Origin of the sequence: Ottowia beijingensis (assembly GCF_013423955.1) — a bacterium.
In the GTDB taxonomy this organism is placed as follows: domain Bacteria; phylum Pseudomonadota; class Gammaproteobacteria; order Burkholderiales; family Burkholderiaceae_C; genus Ottowia; species Ottowia beijingensis.
Map to the genome: position 1 here is coordinate 3,046,698 of NZ_JACCKX010000001.1, position 23,235 is coordinate 3,069,932.

General features: G+C 67.5%; 15 protein-coding genes and 6 pseudogenes. 11 read left to right on the forward strand and 10 right to left on the reverse strand.

Going from position 1 to position 23,235, the window contains the following annotated elements; genetic code table 11:
• Positions 1 to 40: 40 nt before the first annotated feature.
• Entirely contained in the window at positions 41 to 865 is an 825-nt protein-coding gene (locus tag H0I39_RS15160) for a DUF932 domain-containing protein (RefSeq protein WP_040435350.1), read from the reverse strand.
• Positions 866 to 1,333: 468 nt separating this feature from the next.
• On the opposite strand from H0I39_RS15160, the gene H0I39_RS15165 reads away from it, so the two are divergent.
• Positions 1,334 to 2,665, forward strand: a complete 1,332-nt coding sequence (locus tag H0I39_RS15165) for an IS1380 family transposase (RefSeq protein WP_180550132.1) — start codon at positions 1,334 to 1,336, stop codon at positions 2,663 to 2,665.
• A 537-nt stretch (positions 2,666 to 3,202) separates the two neighbouring features.
• Here the strand turns inward: H0I39_RS15165 and H0I39_RS15170 are convergent.
• The 5 genes and pseudogenes from H0I39_RS15170 to H0I39_RS15190 all read right to left on the reverse strand — a co-directional run bounded on the left by H0I39_RS15170 (position 3,203) and on the right by H0I39_RS15190 (position 7,305).
• Complete coding sequence (locus H0I39_RS15170) at positions 3,203 to 3,481, reverse strand: hypothetical protein (protein ID WP_019372676.1); 279 nt, start codon at positions 3,479 to 3,481, stop codon at positions 3,203 to 3,205.
• A gap of 65 nt (positions 3,482 to 3,546) precedes the next feature.
• A pseudogene (locus tag H0I39_RS15175) lies at positions 3,547 to 3,896 on the reverse strand (DUF2958 domain-containing protein).
• A gap of 278 nt (positions 3,897 to 4,174) precedes the next feature.
• A complete protein-coding gene (gene radC, locus H0I39_RS15180) occupies positions 4,175 to 4,645 on the reverse strand; it encodes a RadC family protein (protein ID WP_180551042.1) in 471 nt (156 codons plus the stop codon).
• 358 nt (positions 4,646 to 5,003) lie between these two features.
• A complete protein-coding gene (locus H0I39_RS15185) occupies positions 5,004 to 6,128 on the reverse strand; it encodes a PDDEXK nuclease domain-containing protein (protein ID WP_180551043.1) in 1,125 nt (374 codons plus the stop codon).
• Positions 6,129 to 6,162: 34 nt separating this feature from the next.
• Positions 6,163 to 7,305 (reverse strand): annotated as a pseudogene (locus tag H0I39_RS15190) (tyrosine-type recombinase/integrase).
• A gap of 318 nt (positions 7,306 to 7,623) precedes the next feature.
• Here H0I39_RS15190 and H0I39_RS15195 point away from each other — a divergent pair.
• Positions 7,624 to 8,249, forward strand: a pseudogene (locus tag H0I39_RS15195) (DUF6806 family protein).
• Between the two features lie 236 nt (positions 8,250 to 8,485).
• Positions 8,486 to 9,787: an MFS transporter gene (locus H0I39_RS15200; RefSeq protein WP_308645868.1), complete on the forward strand. Its 1,302-nt coding sequence runs from the start codon at positions 8,486 to 8,488 to the stop codon at positions 9,785 to 9,787.
• A 269-nt stretch (positions 9,788 to 10,056) separates the two neighbouring features.
• Here H0I39_RS15200 and H0I39_RS15205 read toward each other — a convergent pair whose 3' ends face one another.
• Both H0I39_RS15205 and H0I39_RS15210 read right to left on the reverse strand, forming a co-directional pair.
• Positions 10,057 to 10,680 (reverse strand): glutamate racemase, encoded by a 624-nt coding sequence (locus tag H0I39_RS15205; RefSeq protein WP_257645820.1) that lies wholly within the window; start codon positions 10,678 to 10,680, stop codon positions 10,057 to 10,059.
• Entirely contained in the window at positions 10,677 to 12,227 is a 1,551-nt protein-coding gene (locus H0I39_RS15210; RefSeq protein WP_180551045.1) for a fumarate hydratase, read from the reverse strand. The genes H0I39_RS15205 and H0I39_RS15210 overlap by 4 nt, the downstream gene beginning before the upstream one ends.
• 95 nt (positions 12,228 to 12,322) lie before the next feature.
• Here H0I39_RS15210 and fumC point away from each other — a divergent pair, with 95 nt between their 5' ends.
• Positions 12,323 to 13,726 carry a class II fumarate hydratase gene (gene fumC, locus H0I39_RS15215; RefSeq protein ID WP_180551046.1) on the forward strand — a complete coding sequence of 468 codons (1,404 nt, stop codon included), beginning with the start codon at positions 12,323 to 12,325 and terminating at the stop codon, positions 13,724 to 13,726.
• 392 nt (positions 13,727 to 14,118) lie between these two features.
• A pseudogene (gene acs, locus H0I39_RS15220) lies at positions 14,119 to 16,098 on the forward strand (acetate--CoA ligase).
• An 85-nt stretch (positions 16,099 to 16,183) separates the two neighbouring features.
• On the opposite strand, the gene H0I39_RS15225 reads toward acs, so the two are convergent.
• On the reverse strand, positions 16,184 to 16,495 hold the full coding sequence (locus tag H0I39_RS15225) for a c-type cytochrome (protein WP_180551047.1): 312 nt from the start codon (positions 16,493 to 16,495) through the stop codon (positions 16,184 to 16,186).
• 153 nt (positions 16,496 to 16,648) lie between these two features.
• A complete protein-coding gene (locus H0I39_RS15230; protein ID WP_180551048.1) occupies positions 16,649 to 16,960 on the reverse strand; it encodes a c-type cytochrome in 312 nt (103 codons plus the stop codon).
• Positions 16,961 to 17,067: 107 nt separating this feature from the next.
• On the opposite strand from H0I39_RS15230, the gene H0I39_RS15235 reads away from it, so the two are divergent.
• The 6 genes and pseudogenes from H0I39_RS15235 (at position 17,068) to H0I39_RS15255 (ending at position 23,206) form a co-directional block, all read left to right on the forward strand.
• Complete coding sequence (locus H0I39_RS15235) at positions 17,068 to 17,322, forward strand: TIGR04438 family Trp-rich protein (RefSeq protein ID WP_180551049.1); 255 nt, start codon at positions 17,068 to 17,070, stop codon at positions 17,320 to 17,322.
• Positions 17,323 to 17,452: 130 nt separating this feature from the next.
• Complete coding sequence (gene ilvD, locus H0I39_RS15240) at positions 17,453 to 19,312, forward strand: dihydroxy-acid dehydratase (RefSeq protein ID WP_180551050.1); 1,860 nt, start codon at positions 17,453 to 17,455, stop codon at positions 19,310 to 19,312.
• Positions 19,313 to 19,376: 64 nt separating this feature from the next.
• Positions 19,377 to 20,270, forward strand: coding sequence for an ATP synthase F1 subunit gamma (gene atpG, locus H0I39_RS15245; RefSeq protein ID WP_180551051.1), 894 nt, complete (start codon positions 19,377 to 19,379; stop codon positions 20,268 to 20,270).
• Positions 20,270 to 20,656 (forward strand): annotated as a pseudogene (gene atpC / locus H0I39_RS22435) (ATP synthase F1 subunit epsilon); the annotation flags it as partial. The gene atpG and the pseudogene atpC, both read left to right, overlap by 1 nt.
• Positions 20,657 to 20,809: 153 nt before the next feature.
• Complete coding sequence (lgt, locus tag H0I39_RS22440; protein ID WP_257646187.1) at positions 20,810 to 21,637, forward strand: prolipoprotein diacylglyceryl transferase; 828 nt, start codon at positions 20,810 to 20,812, stop codon at positions 21,635 to 21,637.
• A 178-nt stretch (positions 21,638 to 21,815) separates the two neighbouring features.
• Positions 21,816 to 23,206 (forward strand): annotated as a pseudogene (locus H0I39_RS15255) (malonyl-CoA decarboxylase).
• Positions 23,207 to 23,235 lie beyond the last annotated feature (29 nt).

The window sequence follows — 23,235 nt, forward strand, 5'->3', positions numbered from 1 at the left end:
AAGCGGCAAGGGCTGCTGCCTGCCCCTGCCGCGTGGGGATTCAGGCTTTCAACTGGCGCAGGCCATCGGCCAGCAGCCACAGGGCGCGATTGAGGCGCACGCTTTGGTCGATGCCCTGCACGGGCCGGGTGGTCTGGCGGCGGCCATTCGCGGCGCGGGCGGACAGGCCGCCTTTGGTCAAGTTCTCCTGCGTGCGGTTGAACACGCTCCACAGGTCGCGGCGGTCGTCGTCGTGGCGGCGCGGCATCAGGATTTGCGATTCCGTGATGGGCGCGGGCTTGTCCTCGTCGTACTTCAACGCCAGCGCAGCGCGGGCGAACACTTCCGATTCCCCGGCGTCCAGCGTGATGGCGCGCATGGCATCGCGGGATTCATGCGCCCGGTCGAAGCCGTGCAGGACTTCGTAAGCGCCTTCGATCACATGCGCCGCCACGTCGCCCTTGTGCGGCACGCGCACGTCGGCCACGGTGTCGCCGCAGACAAGGCCATTGCTGCAAACGAAGCGGAACATCCCGGCCAGCATCTGATAGCTGCTGGTGCCGTCATGGGAGTTCAGCAGGATGATTTCGTTGGCCTCGCGGCCGTTGATCTGGCTGGAGTGGCGCAGCCGGATCATGTGCTTGGTGTAGTCGCGGCGGTCGTCGTTGCGCACGCGGGTTTGCGTCACCATGAAAGGCTCGAAGCCTTCCCCGCGCAGTTCTTGCAGCACGGTCGCGGTGGGGATGTAGCTGTACCGCTCGGAGCGGCTTTCGTGCGGCGCGTCCGCGAAGATGGACGGGGCCACGGCCCGGATTTGGTCGTCGGACAAGGGACGTTCCGAACGCAGCACCGGGGAACGGGAAGCGAAGCGGGATGCGAGTTGCATGGCATTTCTCCTGACAAAGAAAAAGGGTTTGCTGTTCACCGCACACCGGATTCCTAGATTCGGAAGCCCAGCCTTTCGGCTGTTCGGTGCGGTCGGCACGAGGAACCCGGTTGGCCCTGTTGCCACCGTCTTTCCTGAGTTCATCGCCCGCGACGGTCAGGAGCGCGCGGACGGGGGTCGTCAAGGAGGCAAGCGCAGGGTTGGTGCGGCCCGCAGCGAAGCGAGGACACGGCCCTGCGCGCCTTGACGGCACACGGCCGCGGGCTACAGTCGCGGACAAGGTGATGGAGTCAGGGAAGACGGCTGGACAAGGCAACGGCCTTCCCCACACGCCGACCGCACGGCAAGCGAAGCGCGCAGGCCCGGATCTAGCCCGGATATTTCACCGTAGTAGAGCCACAAACGAGTACGGCATTGCCCTTGTGTGCCCGAAAATCCAGGTGTCGAATCTTGATCAACGAGCGGGCAATGCCGAAGCCAAACTGTACCGAAGAAATTGACGTTGGGAGCATGGACTTTGGCCGGTTGGGCCGGCGCGTGGTGCAGGGGTGTTTTGACGGCGGCAGCATGACCAGCGATGGTGGCGTGATGCTGCTTGGCCAGGTCGATCGCAAGCTGGGCTTGATGGATGCGGCGGCGCGCTGCATCGCCGATCCGCGCAATCCGCTACTGATCACGCACGACGTGCGCGACATGTTGCGCCAGCGGGTGTACGGCCTGGCGCTGGGCTGGGAAGACCTCAACGACCACGGTGCTCTGCGCTGTGACGTGGCTGTGCAGACGGCTGTTGGCGTGGACCACGAGATTGCCAGCGCGCCCACGCTTTGCCGACTGGAGAAATGGGCCGACCGTGCCACGGCGTGGCGGCTGCACGAGGTGTTGGTCAATCAGTTCATCGCCAGCTTCGAGAGCGCGCCCGAAGAGTTGGTGCTGGACTTTGATGCCACCGACAACCCGTTGCACGGCCAGCAGGAGGCACGCTTCTTCCATGGTTACTACGACAGCTACTGCTACCTGCCCCTGTACGTGTTCTGCGGCCAGCAACTGCTGTGCGCCTACTTGAGGCCCAGCAACATCGATGCGGCGCAGCACGCTGGGGCCATCCTCAAGCTGCTGGTGCGCAGACTGCGCCAGAGTTGGCCGCAGGTGCGCATCGTGTTTCGGGCCGACTCCGGGTTCTGCCGCCAACGCATCCTGAACTGGTGCGAGCGCGCCGGCGTGCACTACATCGTGGGTCTGGCGCGCAATGCACGGCTGCAGGCGCGCGTGGCGTTTGCCGAACTCTCAATGAAAGACGAATACGAGCGCAGCGGGGCCAAACAGCGCATGGTCGATGAATTCGACTACGCCGCACAGAGCTGGCCGCACGAGCGGCGCGTGATCACGCGGCTTGAATGGGGCGCGCAAGGCTGCAACCCGCGCTTCATCGTGACAAACCTTGCCGGTGATCCCCAGGCGCTGTACGACGGCGTGTACTGCCAGCGCGGCGAGGCGGAGAACCGGATCAAGGAAGCGCAGGTAGGGCTGTTCGCCACGCGCACGAGCTGCCATGTGCTGCGCTCCAACCAACTGCGCATGCTGCTGGCCGCGCTGGGCTACGTGCTGGTAGAGAGGCTGCGCGCGTTGGCGTTGCAGGGCACAGAGCTGGCCACGGCGCAGATCGACACGCTGCGCATCAAGCTGCTCAAGGTGGCGGCAGTGGTGACGCGCAACACGCGGCGCATCCGCCTGTACCTGGCCTCCAACTGGCCCAGTGCGCAGACCTTCGCGCACGCCATGAGCCAGCTGCGCTCACCCTGAACACACCAGCAGCGCCTGGCCGGCGCGATGACACAAAAACGGCCCGCAACCCAAGCCGGGGTGGGGGTCAGTGCGACGGCATTGCGCATGCCGACCATCACACCCATGGCTGCGGCCAACATCGTGGCCTTGCTCGCTCAAATCCGCGCCGCGATGCCCCGCTGCGCACGCCGTTGGCTACATGCGTGAAATATCCGGGCTAGGAATCCGGGCCTGAGGCGTCAGCCGAGCGGAGCGAGGAACGATGGAAGCCCGGAAGGGGCGAGACGCCGCAGGCGGCTCGATGCGCAGCGCGCACGACAGCGCGACCGGCCATGTTTCTTGGCCGGGGACGCACAGCATTCAATGCTCGATGCACAAGCTCATGCGTCAGTCATGGGGAAACAGGTTCGACAACGACTGCTGTGGTCTGGCCGATCCGGCGCAGCCGGTTCGGCGGTCTTTGAGGGCGCCAAGCACCGCGCGGCGGGGATAGCCCGCAGGGCTTTCCCTGGAGGCAAGCGAAGCGCGCAGCGCCCCACAAGGGGCGCGTAGGCATCACGCCGAGTCGTCAGGGCGCAGGCTGGATTCCGATACCGGCATCCACGGCGATGACGAGTCCAGCAGGTAGCGCGCACCACGCGCGTACAGACCCGACAGCCCGGTGGGCTGGTAGAACCCGGTGACGCGGCGCCGGAACTGCGCGCCAAACTCGTTGGTGTAGATCACCGCGTCGCCGATCTTGAAGCGCAGGGGCTGGCCGTTCTCCGGCGCGAACGGCTTGAGCGCATCGTGCTGCGCAGTGATTTCGATGATGTAGTCGTGATGGCTGCTCATGGCATTGATCTCCTGCGAAGGTTGGAAAAGCGCAAGGAGCGCCTTGCGGCGCTCCGAGGGCCGGCTCAGACAGCGATCCGCCCGGCCAGCCGCGCATCGCGCGCGTAGGCGCTCAACCGCTTCTCGGCGCGGAAAGACAGGTCGCGCTCGATCGGCAGGCCCAGCCCGCCGCGCACCGTCGCCAGCTCGCCCAGGCTGACCCAGGCGATTTCTGGCGCACCCAGGCCCAGGTCACAAAGACCAAAGGCGTGGTCGTGGTCATCGGGATCAATCTCGGTCAGCAGCCAGGTCGCGCCGGCGTCCGGCGTAAACAGCTTGACCACGGGTGCCGGATCGAAGTCCGGGTTCTCCAGGATTCGCGGCCGTTGGCCAGCAGCACGATGCGCTGCTCGTCAGTGATGAGTGCGTTGTTCACGGTGAACTCCTGAAAGGATGCCGGGCGGTATTGCCCGACCCTTCCGGGGCACGGCGCAGCGCAAGCAGTCAGGGGTCAACGACGGCCGCCAGGACGCAAGCGCCATCGGCGCGCAGCCCTTGACGGCGAGAACGCCGTGGCACGATGAAGGAACAGCAAGACCGCCTCTCTCGCACCTCCACGCACCCCGGTTTTCGGCAAGTGCGCAGCACGCGCAGGCCCGCGAGGGCCGGAGTCGCGCGGCCGGGCGCAGCAAAGGGGGCCGAAGCCCCCAAGGGTCAAAGCAGGCCGCGCTCGGCGAATGACGTGGTACGGCTTCCCGCGACGATGACGTGATCCAGCGTGCGAACGTCCACCAGCGCCAGCCCCTGCCGAAGCTGCGCGGTCATCGCCTTGTCGGCCGCGCTCGGCTCGGGGTTCCCACTCGGATGGTTGTGCGAAACGATGACCGCCGCCGCATTGAGCCGCAGCGCCAGCTTCACCACCTCGCGCGGATGCACCTCGGCCGCGTCGATCGTGCCGTGGAACATCTCCACGTAGTCGATCAGCCGATGGCGCGTGTCGAGGAACAGCACCGCGAAGACTTCGTGCTCGAAGCCGGCCAGCTTGGCGCGCAGGTAGTCCTTGACCACAACTGGCGAAGTGAACTCGGCGCCGCGCTGCATCTTCTGTTCGATGACCTGGCGCGCGGCTTCCAGAATCTGGTCGGCGTCCGCCGGCCGATAGCGCCCACGGCCATCGCGCACCATCAGCGGAGTATCGAGAGAGAGGAAAGTTGCGACATGATCGTGCTCCGGTTGCTCGGGCGGAATTGCCCGGAACCGGCGCCAGCACGGCGCAGCGCAAGCAGTCAGGGGTCGCAGACGGCCGCCAGGACGCAAGCGCGCATGGCGCGCGCCGCCCTTGACGGCGAGAACGCCGTGATACGGTGAAGGGAACAGCAAGACCGCCCACACCCGCCCACTGCACACAGTCGGCTTTTGGGGCAAGCGGAGCGCGCAGGCCGAGAGGGCCGGAGGCGTCAGGGTCAAAGCCGAATGGCCGCGATTCGGCACGAAGCGCGGGGCGCAGCCCGCGAACCCGACGGCGGCACGCCGGGACGCCCGGCTATTGCGGCAGCTTCTTGAGCTGCTTCGCCGCACGCGACTCCAGCAGTCGCCGCGTGGTTTCCAGCTCCTTCTGCAACAGTTCGGCATCCGGCAGCACGGTACGGTAGTTCGCCGCCATCACCTTCGTCGGCAAGCCCTCCAAGGCATACCGCGCCAGCGCGTGGCCCTTGTCGGCGCAGAGGATCAAACCCACGGGCGGGTTTTCGTCGGGATACGCCCAATGCTCCTTGGCGTAGTTGCAATACATGTGCATCTGGCCCACGTCCGCATGGGTCAGGCTGCCCAGCTTCAAGTCGATGATGACCAGGCAGCGCAGCCGCCGGTGGAAGAACAGCAGATCCACCCGATACCACGTCTGGTCGATGCGCAAGCGCCGCTGCCGACCGACGAAGGTGAACCCTTCGCCCAGCTCCAGCAGAAAATCCTCCAGCCGCTGGATCAGGGCTGCTTCCAGATCGGATTCCGAATACTCGTCCTTGAGGTTCAGGAACTCCAGCACATACGGGTCTTTGATCGCATCGTCCGGCCTGACGGCATCCTCCGGCCTAGGCGCAGCGCCCTTGACCAGCATCGCCGCCTTGTCCTTCGACAAAGCGGTGCGCTCGTAGAACTGGCTGCCGATCTGCCGGTCAAGCTGGCGCACGCTCCAGCCGCCGCGCAGCGCCTCGGCCTCGTAGAAGCGGCGGGCGTGCTCGTCCTTGACCGACAGCAGCCGCACGTAGGCCGACCACGGCAGCGTGAACACCTGCGCCAGCTCGCCCAAGGCCAATTTCCGAGACACTGTCTCGGATTTCTCGGCAGGCAGCCCGTCGCCCGATTTCCGAGACAGTGCCTCGGAAATCACCGGCCGGGGATAGGCGGCGAAGAACCGCCGCATGTTCTCCAGGTTGTCCGGGCTGAACCCGCGCCCGAAGCGCGCGGTCAGGTCGGCGGACAGCCGGGCAATCAACTGTTCGCCGTACCCTGCGCGCCGTTTGCCCTGTTGCTCGGCCTCCACGATGCGGCGACCAATCTCCCAATAGCTGGCCGTCATCAGCGCATTGACGCTGCGCGCCGCCGCCTGGCGGGCGGCATCGAGCAGTTCCACGATGCCGCCGTGGATGCCGGCGTAGCCGGCAGGCACGGCAGCGCCTTTACTGCTTTGGGCGTCCGGGCGCTCATGCCGTGGCCTCCTGGGGCTGGCGTTGCCGCGCCTTCGTGATGGTCTGGCGCCGGGTCGCCACCAGCTCGGCCGCCTGGCGCACAGGATCGTCCTCGGTGTGGACATAGCGCATGAACATCGCCACGGTCTTGTGCGCTGTCAGCGCCATGCCGACCTTGAGCGGCACGCCCGAATTGGCAATGTCCGTCGCCGAGCGGTGGCGGATGCCGTGGGTGCCGACCTTCGGCACACCGGCACGGTCAGAGATGCGCCGCCACGCCTGATAGTAGGAGTGGGGGCTTAGCGGCTTCTTGTGATCGAGGATCGCAGGGCAAACGTAGGGCGAATCGCCATAGTGGGGGCGCTCTCCAACAGGCGGCGAGCCTCGGCGCTCAGGGGCTTGGACATATCGCCGGTCTTGCTGTCCGGCCAGACCACCCGGCCGTTGGGCAGGTCGAGCCAATCCCATTGCAACAGCAGGATTTCCGACATGCGCGCCGCGAACTCGAATTGCAGCCGGACGGCCAGCAGGTGGATGGGATGTTCTAAGCCCTCGGCCTCGGCCTTCTCCAGATAGGCGAACAGCTTGGTCATCTGGTCGTCGGTAATGAGCCGGGTCGAACCCTTTTCCGGGTACTTGGGCACATGGCGGCAGGGATTGGGCCATCGGGCCGGTAGCCCCACAGTTCGGCCAGGTTGAACATCTTTCGGACGAGCGACAGCACGCGGTTGGCCTGGGTGGGCGACTTCTCCATGCGCTTCATCAGCGCAGTGATGTCGTTGCGCGTGACCTCATGAACCTTCTTGCTGCCGAAGGCTGGGATGACGAAGCTGTCGATCTGGTACTGGTAGCCGGCCTGCGTGCTGGGCTTGTTGTGCGGCTTGGAGTGATCGTCCACGAACCGGCCGCACAGCTCCTGACCGTCGGCGCCTTGCGGGCCTCGGCCTTGTCGAGTCCGGGGTCGCCCCCGCGCCGGACTTCGGCCAGCCAGTCTTGTGCCAGCGACCGGGCCTGTTCGACCGTCAGCTCGCCGAACTGGCCGATTGCCGGCTTGCGCCGCACGCCGGAGTTCGTGCGGTACTGAACCATAAAGACCTTGCGCCCGGTTGGTGTAACCTTGCACAAGAAGCCCGGAACGAGCGTATCCCGGAGTTCCACGTCGCAGGTTTGCGCCTGCGCCGTGTCAACGACGGACTTGGTGAGTTGATTTTCGCCATGAGGTGCTCCTGATAGGCCCCGATTCCAGGGGCCGGCTAGGAGCCAGGCGGAAGGGAACCGGGGCGGTTTGCATCGCGCACCGGGATATGATCGAAGGCATTGGCCTGGGGAAAACCTGCTACAGCAAGCCTCATCCAAGCCCATCGGTAGCCCGGTGCGGATGCCATGCTCTGGCTTAAAATCCGCCGCTTTCCCGAAAGGGAGCGTGCCGGTTCGACCCCGGCCCGGGGCACCACTCGCACACGACAGGACAACGCCATGAGTCGCGACGACGCACCTTTCGAGATTCACGTGCATGGCGACGTGAAATTGCGCACCGACGTGGGCTTCGACGCCCTGCAGGATGCCCTCAAACCCCTGTGGAAATATGCTGGCGCCCGCTCGCTGGCCGATGGCGCCGCCAGCCTGTACGAGGACGAGCCCGGCATCCGCTTCGATCCGCAGCAGCACCTGCTGCAGATGTGCTGGACGCTGCAGGGCGAGGACGACTTCCGCCATCAACTCGACGACCTCTGCATGAACCTCAACGAACTGTCGGCCGCGGGCTCGCAGATCGAGGTCACCTTCTACGACGCCGATTACGACGAGGACGATGAAGACGAGGGCCGCGAGGCGCGCGACGACTTCGTGCTGCTGTTCGTCGGCCCGACGCCCGAGGCCATCATGCAGGCACAGCGCGACCTGCTGGTCGAAGACGTGGTGGCGCTGATGGAGCGCCACTTCGACGGCGCCGAGCTGGGCGGCGTGGTGTCGGAGATCGACAAGCTGTTCCAGGGCCGCTATTCGGCGCTGACCAGCTCGCTGGAACTGGGCAAGCCGCCGCGCGGCCGGGCAGCGGCGCGCCGGGCCACGGCGGTGGCCGCCGCCCGCGTCATCTGCACTGACCGCTTTATGACCGCCTGCGGCGCATGATTTCGGCTCCGCCTCCAATGACGAAATGATGAATGATCGCGCCTGCTGCGCGTGACCGGTGCATCGCGGTTATTCGTCATGGCGCGAAGCGCCGTCATTGAAGGGCCGCCAGGCTGAAGTCATGCGCCGCAGGCGCGTCATCAGTTCACACCGCCTTGTTATGCTGCACCCCGACCGGCCGCCACGTTGGCCGGCGGGAGTGGTTTGCGTGGCCTTGTTTTCGACTGAGGTACTGAACCCCGGCGTGCAGCGGCGCGAGTTGCTGGGCTGGGCGATGTACGACTTCGCCAACTCGGGCTACACCACGGTGGTCATCACCGCGGTGTTCGCAGCCTACTTCGTTGGCGGGGTGGCAGGCGGGGCCGACTGGGCGCCGCTGGCCTGGACGGTGGCGCTGTCGATCTCCTACGCCATCGTCATGCTCACCATGCCCAGCCTGGGGGCGTGGGCCGATCTGCGCGGCGCCAAGAAGAAGACGCTGATGGTGGTCACGGCCGCCTGTGTGGTCAGCACCGCGGCACTGGCCTGGGCGCGGCCGGGCAGCGTGGCGCTGGCGATGCTGCTGATCATCGTCTCCAACACCTTCTACTCGTACGGCGAGTCGATCACGGCGGCGTTCCTGCCCGAACTGGCCCGGCCCGAGGCCATGGGCAAGGTCAGCGGCTGGGGTTGGGCCTTCGGCTACGTCGGCGGCATGTTGACGCTGGCGGGCTGCCTGGCCTATGTGCTGCATGCGCAGGCGCAGGGCCAGCCGGCGTCGGCGTTTGTCCCCGTCACGATGTGGATCACGGCCGCCGTCTACGGGCTGGCCGCGTGCGTCACGTTCTCGCTGCTGCGCGAGCGCGCCAGCGGCGTGGCCGCGGTGGGCGAGCCGGCCAGCTTCGGTGCGGCGCTGGGGCAGCTCAAGGCCACGTTCCGCGAGGCGCGGCGCTACCGCGATTTCATCTGGCTGCTCACCTGCACCATGGCCTACCAGGGCGGCGTGGCGGTGGCGATCACGCTGGCGGCGATCTATGCCGAGCAGATCATCGGCTTCGCGCAGCAGGAGACGATGCTGCTGATCATGGTGCTCAACGTCGCCGCGGCAGCCGGCGCCTTTGCCTGCGGCTACCTGCAGGACCGCATCGGCCACAAGCTGACGCTGAGCAGCACGCTGGTGGGCTGGGTGATCACCTGCATCATCGCCGCGCTGGCCACCACCAAGGGGCAGTTCTGGGTGGCGGCCGCGATCGCCGGGGCCTGCATGGGCTCGTGCCAGTCCATCGGTCGCGCCATGGTGGGCCTGTTCGCGCCCCGCGCCAATCTGGCGGAGTTCTTCGGCCTGTGGACCTTCTCCACCCGCCTGGCCAGCATCGTCGGGCCGCTGGCGTATGGCGTCATCACCTGGGTCACCGGCGGCAACCAGCGCGTGGCCATTGCGGCCACCGCGCTGCTGTTCGTGCTGGGCCTGCTGGCGCTGATGCCGATCAACGTGCAGCGTGGCCGCGCGGCGGCGCTGCAGCCGGTGTGACCGGCGTCAGATCGCCAGCGTCGCGACCGCGGGTGCTGCCGCCCCGGCAGTCGCACCAGGCAGCCAGCGCAACGCCGCAGCGTGCAGGGTCTGGGTGGCGCCGGTTGCCAGCAACCGCAGGTGCCCGGGCGGCGGTGCCACGCTGTGGCCCGGTGAAAAGCGCAGCAGGCCGGTGGAATGCAGCAGGCGCTGGGCATGGCGGGCGACCGGCTGCCCGGCCTCGATCAGCGTGACGCCCGCGGGGATGCGGTGCGCAATCTGCTCGCGGATCAGCGGGTAGTGCGTGCAGCCCAGGACCAGGGTGTCGGTGGCATCACCCTCGCCGCCGAAGGGTGCCAGCGGCGCAAGGTAACGGTCCAGCAGTTGGCGGCTCTGCCCCCGTCGCCGCTCAACGCCCATTGCTCGATCGACGAGGCCAGGCCGTCGCAGGCGATCGGTGTGAACCGCACGGCCGGGTGCGTCTCGCGCATCGCATCGCACAGGGCGCCGAACTTGCGGCTGGCCAGCGCGCCGCGCGTGGCCAGCACGCCCACGTGGCCGGTGCGCGTGTGGTGCGCCGCGGGCTTGAGGGCGGGCTCGATCGCCACCACGGGCCAGCCGGGGTTGTCCTGCCGCACGGCATGGGCGCCGGCCGCGCTGGCGGTGTTGCAGGCGATCACCAGCAGCTTGGCGCCGTGCGCATCGCGCAGGTGCCGCGCGATGGCCAGCGTGCGCTCGGCGACGAAGGCATCGCTGCGCTCGCCATAGGGCGTGTGGGCGCTGTCGGCAACGTAGACGACGTCCTCGCCAGGCAAGGTAGTGCGCAACGCCTGCAGCACCGACAGGCCGCCGATGCCGCTGTCGAACACGCCGATGGGTGCGGCGCGGTCGGTGCTGTGGCGCGGCGGCGTCAAGCGGCCGAGACGGCGATGCCTTTGAACTCGCCGCTGGCGATGCGCTTTTCCCACTCGGCCGGGCCGGTGATGTGCGCGCTGGTGCCGCCGGCGTCCACCGCCACGGTCACGGGCATGTCGACCACGTCGAACTCGTAGATGGCTTCCATGCCCAGGTCCTCGAAGCCGACCACCTTGGCGGTCTTGATGGCCTTGCTGACCAGGTAGGCGGCGCCGCCCACGGCCATCAGGTAGGCCGACTTGTGCTGCTTGATCGCCTCGATGGCGGCGGGGCCGCGCTCGGCCTTGCCGATCATGGCGATCAGGCCCGTTTGGCTCAGCATCATGTCGGTGAACTTGTCCATGCGCGTGGCCGTGGTGGGGCCGGCGGGGCCAACGGCTTCGCCGTCCACCGGATCGACCGGGCCGACATAGTAGATGACGCGGTTGGTGAAATCCACCGGCAGCTTCTCGCCCTTGGCGAGCATGTCCTGAATGCGCTTGTGCGCCGCATCACGACCAGTCAACATCTTGCCGTTGAGCAGCAGGGTCTGGCCCGGCTTCCAGCTCGCGACCTGTTCCTTGGTCAGCGTGTTCAGGTCAACGCGCTGGCTCTTCTCGGTGTCGGGCGTCCAGTCCACCTTGGGCCACAGGTCGAGGCTCGGCGGGTCGAGGTAGACCGGTCCGCTGCCGTCCAGCACAAAGTGCGCGTGGCGCGTGGCGGCGCAGTTGGGGATCATGGCCACGGGCTTCGATGCCGCGTGCGTCGGGTACATGGCGATCTTCACGTCCAGCACCGTGGTCAGCCCGCCCAGGCCCTGCGCGCCGATGCCCAGCGCGTTGACCTTCTCGAACAGTTCCAGGCGCAGCTCCTCGACCTGCGTCAGCTTCTCGCCCCTGGCGGCCTTCTCCTGCAGCTGGTACATGTCCAGATCGTCCATCAGGCTCTGCTTGGCCAGCAGCACGGCTTTCTCGGCCGTGCCGCCGATGCCGATGCCCAGCATGCCGGGCGGGCACCAGCCGGCGCCCATCGTGGGCACGGTTTTCAGCACCCAGTCGACCAGGCTGTCGCTGGGGTTCAGCATCGCCATCTTGCTCTTGTTTTCAGAGCCGCCGCCCTTGGCCGCCACGGTCACGTCCACCGTGTTGCCCGGCACGATCTCGGTGAAGATGACCGCGGGCGTGTTGTCCTTGGTGTTCTTGCGGGCGAAGTGCGGGTCGGCCACCACGCTGGCGCGCAGTGTGTTGTCGGGGTGGTTGTAGCCGCGGCGCACGCCTTCGTTGATGGCGTCTTCCAGGCTGCCGGTGAAGCCTTCCCAGCGCACGTCCATGCCCACCTTCAGGAACACGTTGACGATGCCGGTGTCCTGGCAGATCGGGCGGTGGCCGGTGGCGCTCATCTTGCTGTTGGTGAGGATCTGGGCCATCGCGTCCTTGGCGGCGGGCGACTGCTCGCGCTCGTACGCGCGCGCCAGGTGTTGGATGTAGTCGGCCGGGTGGTAGTAGCTGATGTACTGCAGCGCGGCGGCGATGGATTCGATCAGGTCGTCCTGCTGGATGGTGCTCATGGGGATCCTCTCTAGCGTGTGAATGCTGGCGGCGGCGCAAGGGGCTTCGCGGCTCTGCTACCGTGCCTGAACCCGCCATTTTGACAGGCCGCCCCATGCCCGACGCTGACACCCCCACGCGCGCCGAGCGCGACACCTTCGGCCCGATCGACGTGCCGGCCCACCGGCTGTGGGGCGCGCAGACGCAGCGCTCGCTGCAGAACTTCGACATCTCGGGCGAGCGCCAGCCGCGCGAGATCATCCACGCGCTGGCGCTGGTCAAGCGCGCGGCGGCGGTGGTCAACCAGCGGCTTGGCCTGCTGGATGAGCAGAAGGCCGGCGCCATCGTCGCCGCGGCCGATGAAGTGCTGGCGGGCAGGCATGAGGGCGAATTTCCGCTGGTGGTGTGGCAGACCGGCTCGGGTACGCAGACCAACATGAACCTGAACGAGGTCATCGCCAACCGCGCCAGCGAGCTGCTGGGCGGCGTGCGCGGCGAAGGGCGGCGGGTGCACCCCAACGACGACGTGAACAAGGGCCAGTCGAGCAACGACGTGTTCCCCACCGCGATGCACGTGGCGGCGGTGGAAGCGGTCACGAACCGTCTGCTGCCCGCGTTGCAGAAGCTGCGCGGCAGGCTGGCGCAGAAGTCGCGCGACTTCGCCGACATCGTGAAGATCGGCCGCACCCACCTGCAGGACGCCACGCCGCTGACGCTGGGGCAGGAGTTCTCGGGCTACGTGGCGCAACTCGACCACGCCGAGGCCCACGTCCGTGCTGCATTGCCGCACCTGTGCGAGCTGGCGCTGGGCGGCACGGCGGTGGGCACGGGGTTGAACGCGCCGGCCGGCTACGCTGAGGCCGCGGCGGCCGAACTGGCGCGCCTGACCGAGTTGCCCTTCGTCACCGCGCCCAACAAGTTCGAGGCGCTGGCGAGTTGCGACGCGCTGGTCCACGCGCACGGCGCGCTGAAAGGGCTGGCCGCCAGCCTGACGAAGATCGCCAACGACGTGCGCTGGCTGGCCAGCGGCCCGCGCAGCGGCATCGGCGAGATCACGATCCCCGAGAACGAGCCCGGCTCGTCCATCATGCCCGGCAAGGTCAACCCGACGCAGAGCGAAGCCCTGACCATGCTGTGCGCGCAGGTGATGGGCAACGATGTGGCCATCAACATCGGCGGCGCGTCGGGCAACTTCGAGCTGAACGTGTTCCGTCCGCTGATCGCCCACAACTTTCAGCAAAGCGTGCGCCTGCTGGCAGATGGCATGCGCAGCTTCAACGACCACTGCGCGGTGGGCATCGAGCCCAACCGCGCCCGCATCGACGAGCTGGTGCAGCGGTCGCTGATGCTGGTGACGGCGCTGAACCCGCACATCGGCTACGACAAGGCCGCGCAGATCGCCAAGCACGCGCATGCGCAGGGGCTGAGCCTGCGCGAGGCGGCGCTGGCCAGCGGCCACGTCACGGCCGAGCAGTTCGACGCCTGGGTGGTGCCGGCGGCGATGACGGGCGAGGGCTGAGCCGGCCCGCGATGCGGTGACAGGGCAGGGGGACTTGTCAAATTATTTGATGATTGAAAAACGCATCCAGCGCCCGATGAACGGGCGCCAGCAGCTTCTTTTTTGAAGTTATAAATGGCGTCAATTTGCTATCGCTTGATTAATGCGCTGTGCTGGGTCCGGGCGACGCACCGCGCTCACGGGGACGCAGGCTTCAGGCGCGCGGCTCTCCGCGCGTGCTGCCCCAGGCGCCGGGCCGCTGGCGCCTGGCCCCCACAGGCGTTAGAGTGCGCCAGTCAGAGCTTTGTAAGAGCCTGGCCGGATCATGGCCGGGTTTTGGGCTGGTGCCATGCACGCTGCGTGGCTGGCCAGCAGGTTCTGCATTAAGGCAACAACAGAGGAGACAAGCCAGCATGAGCGCCATTCAATCGGTTCTGGTCGAAAACCGCGTATTCCCCCAGCGAAGCCATCGTCAAGGCCGCCCGCATCAGCGGCATGGACGCCTACAAGGCGCTGTGCGACGAGGCCGAGCGCGACTTCGAGGGCTTCTGGAGCCGCCTGGCCAAGGAGCATGTGGTGTGGGCCAAGACGCCCACGCAGGTGCTCGACGACTCCAACAAGCCGTTCTACAAATGGTTTGCCGATGGCCAACTGAACGCCAGCGCCAACTGCCTCGACAAGCACATGGGCACGCCGGTCGAGAACAAGACCGCCATCATCTTCGAGGCCGACGACGGCGCCGTCACCAAGATCACCTACCGCGAGCTGCTCACCCGCGTGAGCCAGTTCGCCAACGGGCTGAAGGCACATGGCGTCAAGAAGGGCGACCGCGTGCTCATCTACATGCCGATGACCATCGAGGGCATCGTCGCCATGCAGGCCTGCGCGCGCATCGGTGCCACGCACAGCGTGGTGTTCGGCGGCTTCTCGGCCAAGGCGGTGCAGGAGCGCATCCAGGACGGCGGCGCCGTGGCCGTGGTCACCGCCAACTACCAGAAGCGCGGCGGCAAGGAACTGCCGCTGAAGGCCATCGTCGACGAAGCCCTGTCCATGGGCGGCTGCGAGTCGATCAAGAACGTGTTCGTCTACGAGCGCACGCCCACCGCCTGCAACATGGTGGCCGGCCGCGACAAGACCTTCGCGCAGATGCTGGAAGGCCAGAGCACCGACTGCCCGCCCGAGATGGTCGATGCCGAACATCCGCTGTTCGTGCTCTACACCAGTGGCTCCACCGGCAAGCCCAAGGGCGTGCAGCACGCCACGGGCGGCTACATCCTGTGGACCAAGCTGACGATGGAGTGGACCTTCGACCTCAAGCCCGAGGACGTGTTCTGGTGCACGGCCGACATCGGCTGGGTCACCGGCCACAGCTACATCACCTATGGCCCGCTGGCCGCCGGCGCCACCGAGATCGTGTTCGAAGGCGTGCCCACCTACCCCAACGCCGGGCGCTTCTGGCAGATGATCGAGCGCCACAAGTGCAGCATCTTCTACACCGCGCCGACGGCCATCCGCTCGCTCATCAAGGCCTCCGAGGCCGACGAGAAGGTGCACCCGAACGCATCCGACCTGTCGAGCCTGCGCATCCTGGGCAGCGTCGGCGAGCCGATCAACCCCGAAGCCTGGATGTGGTACTACAAGAACGTCGGCGGCGAGCGTTGCCCCATCGTCGACACCTTCTGGCAGACCGAAACCGGCGGCCACATGATCAACCCGCTGCCGGGCGCCACGCCGCTGGTGCCGGGCTCGTGCACGCTGCCGCTGCCGGGCATCCAGGCCGCCATCGTGGACGAATCGGGCAACGAGATGCCCAATGGCTCGGGCGGCATCCTGGTCATCAAGAAGCCCTGGCCCAGCATGATCCGCACCATCTGGAACGACCCGGAGCGCTTCAAGAAGAGCTACTTCCCGAAGAGCTGAAGGGCTACTACCTGGCGGGTGATGGTGCCGTGCGCGACGCCGAGACGGGCTACTTCCGCATCACCGGCCGCATCGACGACGTGCTGAACGTCTCGGGCCACCGCATGGGCACGATGGAAATCGAATCGGCCCTGGTGGCCAAGACCGACCTGGTGGCCGAGGCCGCCGTGGTGGGCCGCCCCGACGAGACCACGGGCGAGGCGATCTGCGCCTTCGTCGTGCTCAAGCGCCCGCTGCCGCACGGCGACGAGGCCAAGGCCATCGCCAAGGAACTGCGCGACTGGGTGGCGCACGAAATCGGCCCCATTGCCAAGCCCAAGGACATCCGCTTCGGCGAGAACCTGCCCAAGACGCGCTCGGGCAAGATCATGCGGCGCCTGCTGCGCAGCCTGGCCAAGGGTGAGGCGATAACGCAGGACACCAGCACGCTGGAGAACCCGGCCATCCTGACGCAGCTGGATCAGACCTACTGATGCCGCGACCGTCGCCATGAAAAAGCCCGCGCACTGCGCGGGCTTTTTCTTGGGCGGCCAGGCCGCAGAGGCGGCCGGGATCGGCTTACTCGAGCGTCAGGATCCAGGCCACGAGCTTCCTGGCCTCTGCGTCGTTGACGCCGGCGTTGGGCGGCATCGGCACCACACCCCAGACGCCGGAGCCGCCTTTCAGGACTTTCTGCACCAGCTTGTCGACGGCAGCACCACCGTCCGGCGCGTACTTCCTGGCCACGTCCTTGTAGGAGGGGCCGACCAGCCGCTTGTCCATGGCGTGGCAGGCCATGCAGTTCCTCGCCTTGGCCAATGCCTCATCGGCCATGGCCGGTGCGGCCGCCGCGGCGAGTGCGGTGGCGAAGGCCCATGCAAGGTGCTTCATGCGCTCTCCTGTTTTTGGTCGGACAATTTGTCGACGATTCTAGGCTGCCGTCTTCAGCCGCCGGTGTCGGAGAAACCGGCAAGACACCATGAAAAAGACCGCACTTGTGCGGTCTTTTTCAGGCAGCCGGCACCAGGGCCGGATGACGCCGGATCACTTCAGGCTCATCACCCAGGTTGCCAGCTTCTTGGCCTCGTCGGCGTTCACGTTGGCGTTGGGCGGCATCGGCACGGGGCCGAAGACGCCGGAGCTGCCCTTCATGATCCTGCCAGCCAGCAGATCCACGGCGCCAGCATCGCCAGCATGTTTCTTGGCCACGTCCTTGTAGGCGGGGCCCACCAGCTTCTTGTCAACGGCATGGCAGGCCATGCAGTTCTTGGCCTTGGCCAGTGCTTCGTCCGCCATCGCCGGTGCGGCAGCGGTGACAGCGGCCAGGGCGGCAAAAGTCAACAGAACACGCTTCATCGTCATATCTCCATCATGGGTAGTTGCGCTACAGTGGTTCAACGCGATTTTAGGATTGCCGGTTGACCTGAGGGAACTCTAAAACTGGCGCACATCAAGGATAAACCATGTATCTGTTGGGCCTCGGCATCATTTTGTTGCTCATGAAGTGGCAGGAAATCGGTCCGGTGGCCACCTGGTCGTGGTGGCTGGTGCTGGCGCCCTTCGTCGGGGCCGCGTTGTGGTGGACCTGGGCCGATGCCTCGGGCTACACCAAGCGCAAGGCCATGGAGCGGGAAGACCAGCGCAAGCTCGACCGCATCAACCGCCAGCGCGAGGCGATCGGCCAGAAGCCGAAAACCGCGCCGCCCCGCCGCCGCTGACATCGACCAAGGCGCGGCAGCCGGGGCAGGGCGCACGGCGGCCAGCACGGAAAGCCATAATCAACGGGCTCGGCGGCTTTGGGGCCGGCGGGCCCAGTTTCGGTTTTCCTGCTTGCAACGGATCTGCTCCATGCCCACCTATCGTTCCAGAACCTCCACCGCTGGCCGCAACATGGCCGGTGCCCGCTCGCTGTGGCGCGCCACCGGCATGAAGGATGGCGACTTCGAAAAGCCCATCATCGCCGTCGTCAACAGCTTCACGCAGTTCGTGCCGGGCCACGTGCACCTGAAGGACATGGGGCAGCTGGTGGCGCGCGAGATCGAGGCCGCCGGCGGCGTGGCCAAGGAGTTCAACACCATCGCCATCGACGACGGCATCGCCATGGGCCACGACGGCATGCTGTACAGCCTGCCCAGCCGCGACCTGATCGCCGACAGCGTGGAATACATGGTCAACGGCCACTGCGCCGACGCCATGGTGTGCATCAGCAACTGCGACAAGATCACACCCGGCATGCTGATGGCGGCGATGCGGCTGAACATCCCGGTCATCTTCGTCTCCGGCGGGCCGATGGAGGCCGGCAAGAGCAAGCTGGCCGTGCCCGGCACGGCACCGGTGCAGTTCAAGAAGCTCGATCTGATCGACGCCATGGTGATGGCCGCCGACAGCGCCGTGAGCGACGCCGACGTGGCCGAGATCGAGCGCAGCGCCTGCCCCACCTGCGGCTCGTGCTCGGGCATGTTCACCGCCAACTCGATGAACTGCCTGACCGAGGCGCTGGGCCTGTCGCTGCCCGGCAACGGCACCGTGGTGGCCACGCACGCCGACCGCGAACAGCTGTTCAAGCGCGCCGGCCACTTGATCGTGGAGCTGACCAGGCGCTACTACGAGCAGGACGACGAGCGCGTGCTGCCGCGCAGCGTCGGCTTCAAGGCGTTCGAGAACGCCATGACGCTGGACATCGCCATGGGCGGCTCGACCAACACCATCCTGCACCTGCTGGCCATCGCGCAGGAGGCCCAGATCGACTTCACGATGAAGGACATCGACCGCCTCTCGCGCGTGGTGCCGCAGCTGTGCAAGGTGGCGCCCAATACCGACAAGTACCACATCGAGGACGTGCACCGCGCCGGCGGCATCATGGCCATCCTGGGCGAGCTGGCGCGCGCCGGCAAGCTGCACACCGACACGCCCACGGTGCATGCGCCCACGCTGGGTGCCGCGCTTGCCGAATGGGACGTGATGGCCCAGCCCGCCGAGGCGGTGCAGACCTTCTACAAGGCCGGGCCGGGCGGCGTGCCCACGCAGGTGGCCTTCAGCCAGTCGGCCCGCTGGCCCAGCCTGGACACCGACCGCGCGCAGGGCTGCATCCGCTCGATGGACCACGCCTTCTCGCAGGAGGGCGGCCTGGCGGTGCTGCACGGCAACATCGCGCTGGACGGCTGCGTGGTCAAGACCGCGGGCGTGGATGACAGCCTGCTGGTGTTCGAAGGCCCGGCCCACGTGGTCGAGTCGCAGGACGAGGCCGTGGAGCACATCCTGAACGACCAGGTGAAAGCCGGCGACGTGGTGGTGGTGCGCTACGAAGGCCCCAAGGGCGGCCCCGGCATGCAGGAGATGCTCTACCCCACCAGCTACATCAAGAGCAAGGGCCTGGGCAAGGCCTGCGCGCTGCTGACTGACGGGCGCTTCTCGGGCGGCACCTCTGGCCTGTCGATCGGCCATTGCTCGCCCGAGGCGGCGGCCGGCGGCACCATCGGCCTGGTGCGCAACGGCGACCGCATCCGCATCGACATCCCGAACCGCCGCATCGACGTGCTGGTGTCCGACGAGGAACTGGCGCGTCGCCGCGCCGAGCAGGACAAGCTGGGCTGGAAGCCCGCGCAGCCGCGCCCGCGCAAGGTGTCGGCCGCGCTGAAGGCCTACGCGCTGCTGGCCACCTCGGCCGACAAGGGCGCGGTGCGCGACCTGTCGATGCTGGGCGACTGAAACCGGCTGAGGCGGAGCCGCATCCACGCCGCATGCGCAGGCATGTGCACGGGTGCGTGAGCACATGTCCGGGGCGCGCGAGATTCGCCAGCGCATTGCCGCCGTCGGCAAGACGCGGCAGATCACCAGCGCCATGCAGCGCATCGCCTACATCCGCATGGGGCGGGCGCAGCAGCGGGCGCGGCAGGTGCGGCCTTACAGCCAGTCGCTGTTCCGCATTGTGGCGCGCATGCTCGAGCAGCACCAGGACCACCGCTCGCCGCTGATGGCGCAGCGCGTGCCCGCGCACCGCGTGGGCATGATCGTGGTGACCACCGACAAGGGGCTGTGCGGCGCTCTCAACACGCGGCTGCTGCACATGTGCATCACGCAGATGCTGTCGTGGCAGGCGGCAGGGCGCGAGGTGAGCGTGACGGTGATCGGCGCCCGCGGCCTGGGCGCCATGCGCCGCGCCGGCGCGCGCATCGTGGCGCAGGCCGTGGGCGTGGCCGACCTGGCGCCCGACGACGTGACCGCGCTGATGGGCGCCGCGGCGGTGCCGCTGCACCAGTTCATCGACGGCCGCATCGACGAGCTGTTCGTGGCCACCAACCGCTTCATCAACGCGCTCAGCTTCGAGCCGGTGCTGGCCCGCATCCTTCCGTTCAGCCGCGAGCTGGCCGAGCTGCCCGCGGTGCACGCGGGCGAAGTGGCGGTGCCCTACCTGTACGAGCCGGAGCCCGGCCCGGTGATCGACGCGCTGCTGCTGCGCTACGTGGAGACCGTGATCTACCGCGCCATCGTCGAGAACGCCGCCTGCGAGCAGAGCGCCCGCATGACCGCCATGAAGGCGGCCACCGACAACGCCGACCGCATGATCGACGAGCTGACGCACCAGTACCACAAGTCGCGCCAGGAGGCCATCACGCGCGAGCTGGCCGAGATCGTGGCGGGCGCCGACGCGCTGCGGAGCGGGTGATGGCCGAGCCTGTCACCACGGGCGGGGCGCCCGGCTTTCACCTGCAGGTGTCGACGCTGCACGAATCGCTGTTCGAGGGCCAGGTCCGCTACGTCGGCGTGCCCGGCGTGTGGGGCTATCTGGGCGTGCTGCAGCACCACACGCCGCTGCTGACCGAGGTTGCGCCGGGCCGGCTGCTGATCCGCCCCGTGGCGGGGCCCGAACGGACGATCGAGGTCATGGGCGGCATCGTCGAGGTGGCGCCCTGGGGCGTGACGCTGCTGGCCGACTACGCCGGGCGCGACGCCCAGGCCGAGGAAGACCGCATGGCCGAGGCGCGGCGCCAGGCATCGGTGCACGTGCCGTTTGCCGAGCGGCCCATCGGCGCGGCCGCCGTGCGGGCCGAACTGGACGCGGAGCTGGTGCGTTTTTCGCCGCCGCCATGCGCGATCGGCGGGGGTGACCGCGCCGCCGTGCGCACTGCCGGGGTGGCGGCCGTTCGCACAAGGGCGCGGCGCGCCAAGGGTCAGCGTCACCAGGGGCTGTACATAATCCAGCCCATGCTGATGCACCCCCAAATCGACCCCATCGCCATCCAGATCGGCCCGCTGGCCATTCACTGGTACGGCCTGACCTACCTGGTCGCGTTCGCGCTGTTCTTCTTCCTGGCCACGCGGCGCCTGCGGCACGAGCCGTTCGCCAGCATCACCCTGCCCGCGCCGTGGACGCGGCGCGACATCGAGGACATGCTGTTCTGGGGCGTGGTCGGCGTCATCGCCGGCGGGCGGCTGGGCTACTGCCTGTTCTACAAGCCGGCCTATTACGCCGCGCACCCGCTGGAGATTTTCTACATCTGGCAGGGCGGCATGAGCTTTCACGGCGGCATGCTGGGCGTGATCGTGGCGATGATGTGGTGGGCGCGTTCGCGCGGCCGGCCCTGGATGCAGGTGACGGACCTGATCGCGCCCTGCGTGCCGCTGGGCCTGGCCTCGGGCCGCGTGGGCAACTTCATCAACGGCGAGCTGTGGGGCCGCGTGGCCGATCCGTCGCTGCCCTGGGGCATGGTGTTCCGCGGCGCGGGCGATGCGCCGCGCCACCCGTCGCAGATCTACCAGTTCCTGCTCGAAGGCGTGCTGCTGTTCATCCTGCTCTGGCTGTACGCGCGCCAGCCGCGCAAGATGGGGCAGGTGAGCGGCGCCTTCCTGTTCGGCTACGGCGTGTTCCGCTTCATCGCCGAATACTTCCGCGAACCCGACGCCCACCTGGGCCTGCTGGCGCTGGGCATGAGCATGGGGCAGTGGCTGTGCATCCCGATGATCGTGGCCGGCGCGGCCATGTGGCTCTGGGCCACGCGGCGCGACGATGCAGCGCTGGCCTATCAAAAATAGGAGCTGCTTGCGCCCGTTAATAAAAGATTTCAGGTCTTTTTGTATCTGAAATCATTGTATAACAAGCGCAAGCAGCTCATTTTTCAGGAGTGAACAACCGCATGTCTTTCGCTTGCAAGCCACACGGCACGGACCGCGCCAGCGGGCGCTTCCGCCCTGGCCCGCGCCACGAACAGCCATGACCGACAAGACCACCAACGGCCTGGAAGAAGCGCTGACCCGCCAGCTGCGCACCACCCGCGAACGCCTCGGCGCCATGCTGGGCCGGCAGGGCGAGGCGCTGTCGCCCTGGGTGCTGCGGCGCACGCTGCGCGAGCTGCAGAACGTGGCCGACCCGGCGGTGAGCGACGTCGAAGGCGGCCGCCGCGCTGCCGGCGTGGCCGGCTGGTACGCCCAGGCCACGCCCGAGCAGCGGCGCGATTGCTGGCTGCTGATGAGCGAGCAGTTCCCGCCCGATCCGTCCGCCATCCAGGCCGCGCACGACGCCTACGACGCCGCCCGCGGCACCGACGAGGAAGCCCGTGCCGAAGTGCGCCTGCGCAAGGCCTTCGCCTCGCCCCGCACGCGGTTGCTGCAGCGCTTTGCCGCTTTCCCCGAGGGCGTGCGCTTTCTGGTCGATCTGCGGGCCGAGCTGCTGCCGCACCTGCGGCACGAAAAGCGCCTGCTGGCGCTGGATGCCGAGCTGGAAGACCTGTTCTCCAGCTGGTTCGACGTCGGCTTTCTGGAACTGCAGCGCATCAGCTGGCACTCGCCCGCGTCGCTGGTCGAAAAGCTCATCAAGTACGAGGCGGTGCACGACATCCGCAGCTGGGCCGACGCCAAGAACCGGCTCGACGAGGACCGGCGCTGCTATGGCTTCTTCCATCCGCGCCTGCCGGGCGAGCCGCTGATCTTCGTCGAGGTGGCGCTGCTCAAGGACATGGCCGGCAGCATCACCCCGCTGCTGGACGAGGAAGCCGCCGCCGCCGACCTGGACAAGGCCACCGCCGCCATCTTCTATTCGATCAGCAACACGCAGACCGGGCTGCGCGGCGTCAGCTTTGGCGACTCGCTGATCAAGCGCGTGGTCGAAACCCTGCGCGCCGAATTCCCCAGCTCAAGGTGTTCGCCACGCTGTCGCCCATCCCCGGCCTGCGCGGCTGGCTGGGCAAGCACGCCGACGATTTGCTGCAGGCCATGCCCGCGCGGGCGCGCCAGGCGCTGGCGCGCGAGCTGCAGCAGACCGAGCTGAAGGCCGCCGACATCACCGCCGCGCTGGAGAAGGCCGCCGAGCTGGGCGAAAAATCCGCCCTGCGCCGCTGGCTGCTGGCCGCGGCGGCGCGCTACCTGGGCAGCGAACTGACACCCGATGGCCGCCCGCTGGACGCCGTGGCGCGCTTTCACCTCGGCAACGGCGCGCGCGTGGAGCGGCTCAACTGGCTGGCCGACCCATCCGCCAAGGGGCTGAAGCAGTCCTACGGGCTGATGGTCAACTACCTGTACGACCTCAAGCGCCTGGACCGCCACCGCGTGCAACTGGCACAGGGACAAATCCCGGTATCGAGCGCCGTGCAAAGCCTGCAAGATTGATGGTTGCCCCTTGAATACAACCACGACAG

Excerpts from the sequence above, each read along its gene's own strand:
- fumC (WP_180551046.1), top strand. The coding sequence starts at position 12,323 with ATGCCCGACGCTGACACCCCCACGCGCGCCGAGCGCGACACCTTCGGC.
- H0I39_RS15165 (WP_180550132.1), top strand. The coding sequence starts at position 1,334 with ATGCCGAAGCCAAACTGTACCGAAGAAATTGACGTTGGGAGCATGGAC.
- H0I39_RS15170 (WP_019372676.1), bottom strand. The coding sequence starts at position 3,481 with ATGAGCAGCCATCACGACTACATCATCGAAATCACTGCGCAGCACGAT.
- H0I39_RS15225 (WP_180551047.1), bottom strand. The coding sequence starts at position 16,495 with ATGAAGCACCTTGCATGGGCCTTCGCCACCGCACTCGCCGCGGCGGCC.
- lgt (WP_257646187.1), top strand. The coding sequence starts at position 20,810 with ATGCTGATGCACCCCCAAATCGACCCCATCGCCATCCAGATCGGCCCG.
- radC (WP_180551042.1), bottom strand. The coding sequence starts at position 4,645 with ATGGTGCGCGATGGCCGTGGGCGCTATCGGCCGGCGGACGCCGACCAG.
- H0I39_RS15210 (WP_180551045.1), bottom strand. The coding sequence starts at position 12,227 with ATGAGCACCATCCAGCAGGACGACCTGATCGAATCCATCGCCGCCGCG.
- H0I39_RS15230 (WP_180551048.1), bottom strand. The coding sequence starts at position 16,960 with ATGAAGCGTGTTCTGTTGACTTTTGCCGCCCTGGCCGCTGTCACCGCT.
- H0I39_RS15235 (WP_180551049.1), top strand. The coding sequence starts at position 17,068 with ATGTATCTGTTGGGCCTCGGCATCATTTTGTTGCTCATGAAGTGGCAG.
- H0I39_RS15160 (WP_040435350.1), bottom strand. The coding sequence starts at position 865 with ATGCAACTCGCATCCCGCTTCGCTTCCCGTTCCCCGGTGCTGCGTTCG.
- ilvD (WP_180551050.1), top strand. The coding sequence starts at position 17,453 with ATGCCCACCTATCGTTCCAGAACCTCCACCGCTGGCCGCAACATGGCC.
- atpG (WP_180551051.1), top strand. The coding sequence starts at position 19,377 with ATGTCCGGGGCGCGCGAGATTCGCCAGCGCATTGCCGCCGTCGGCAAG.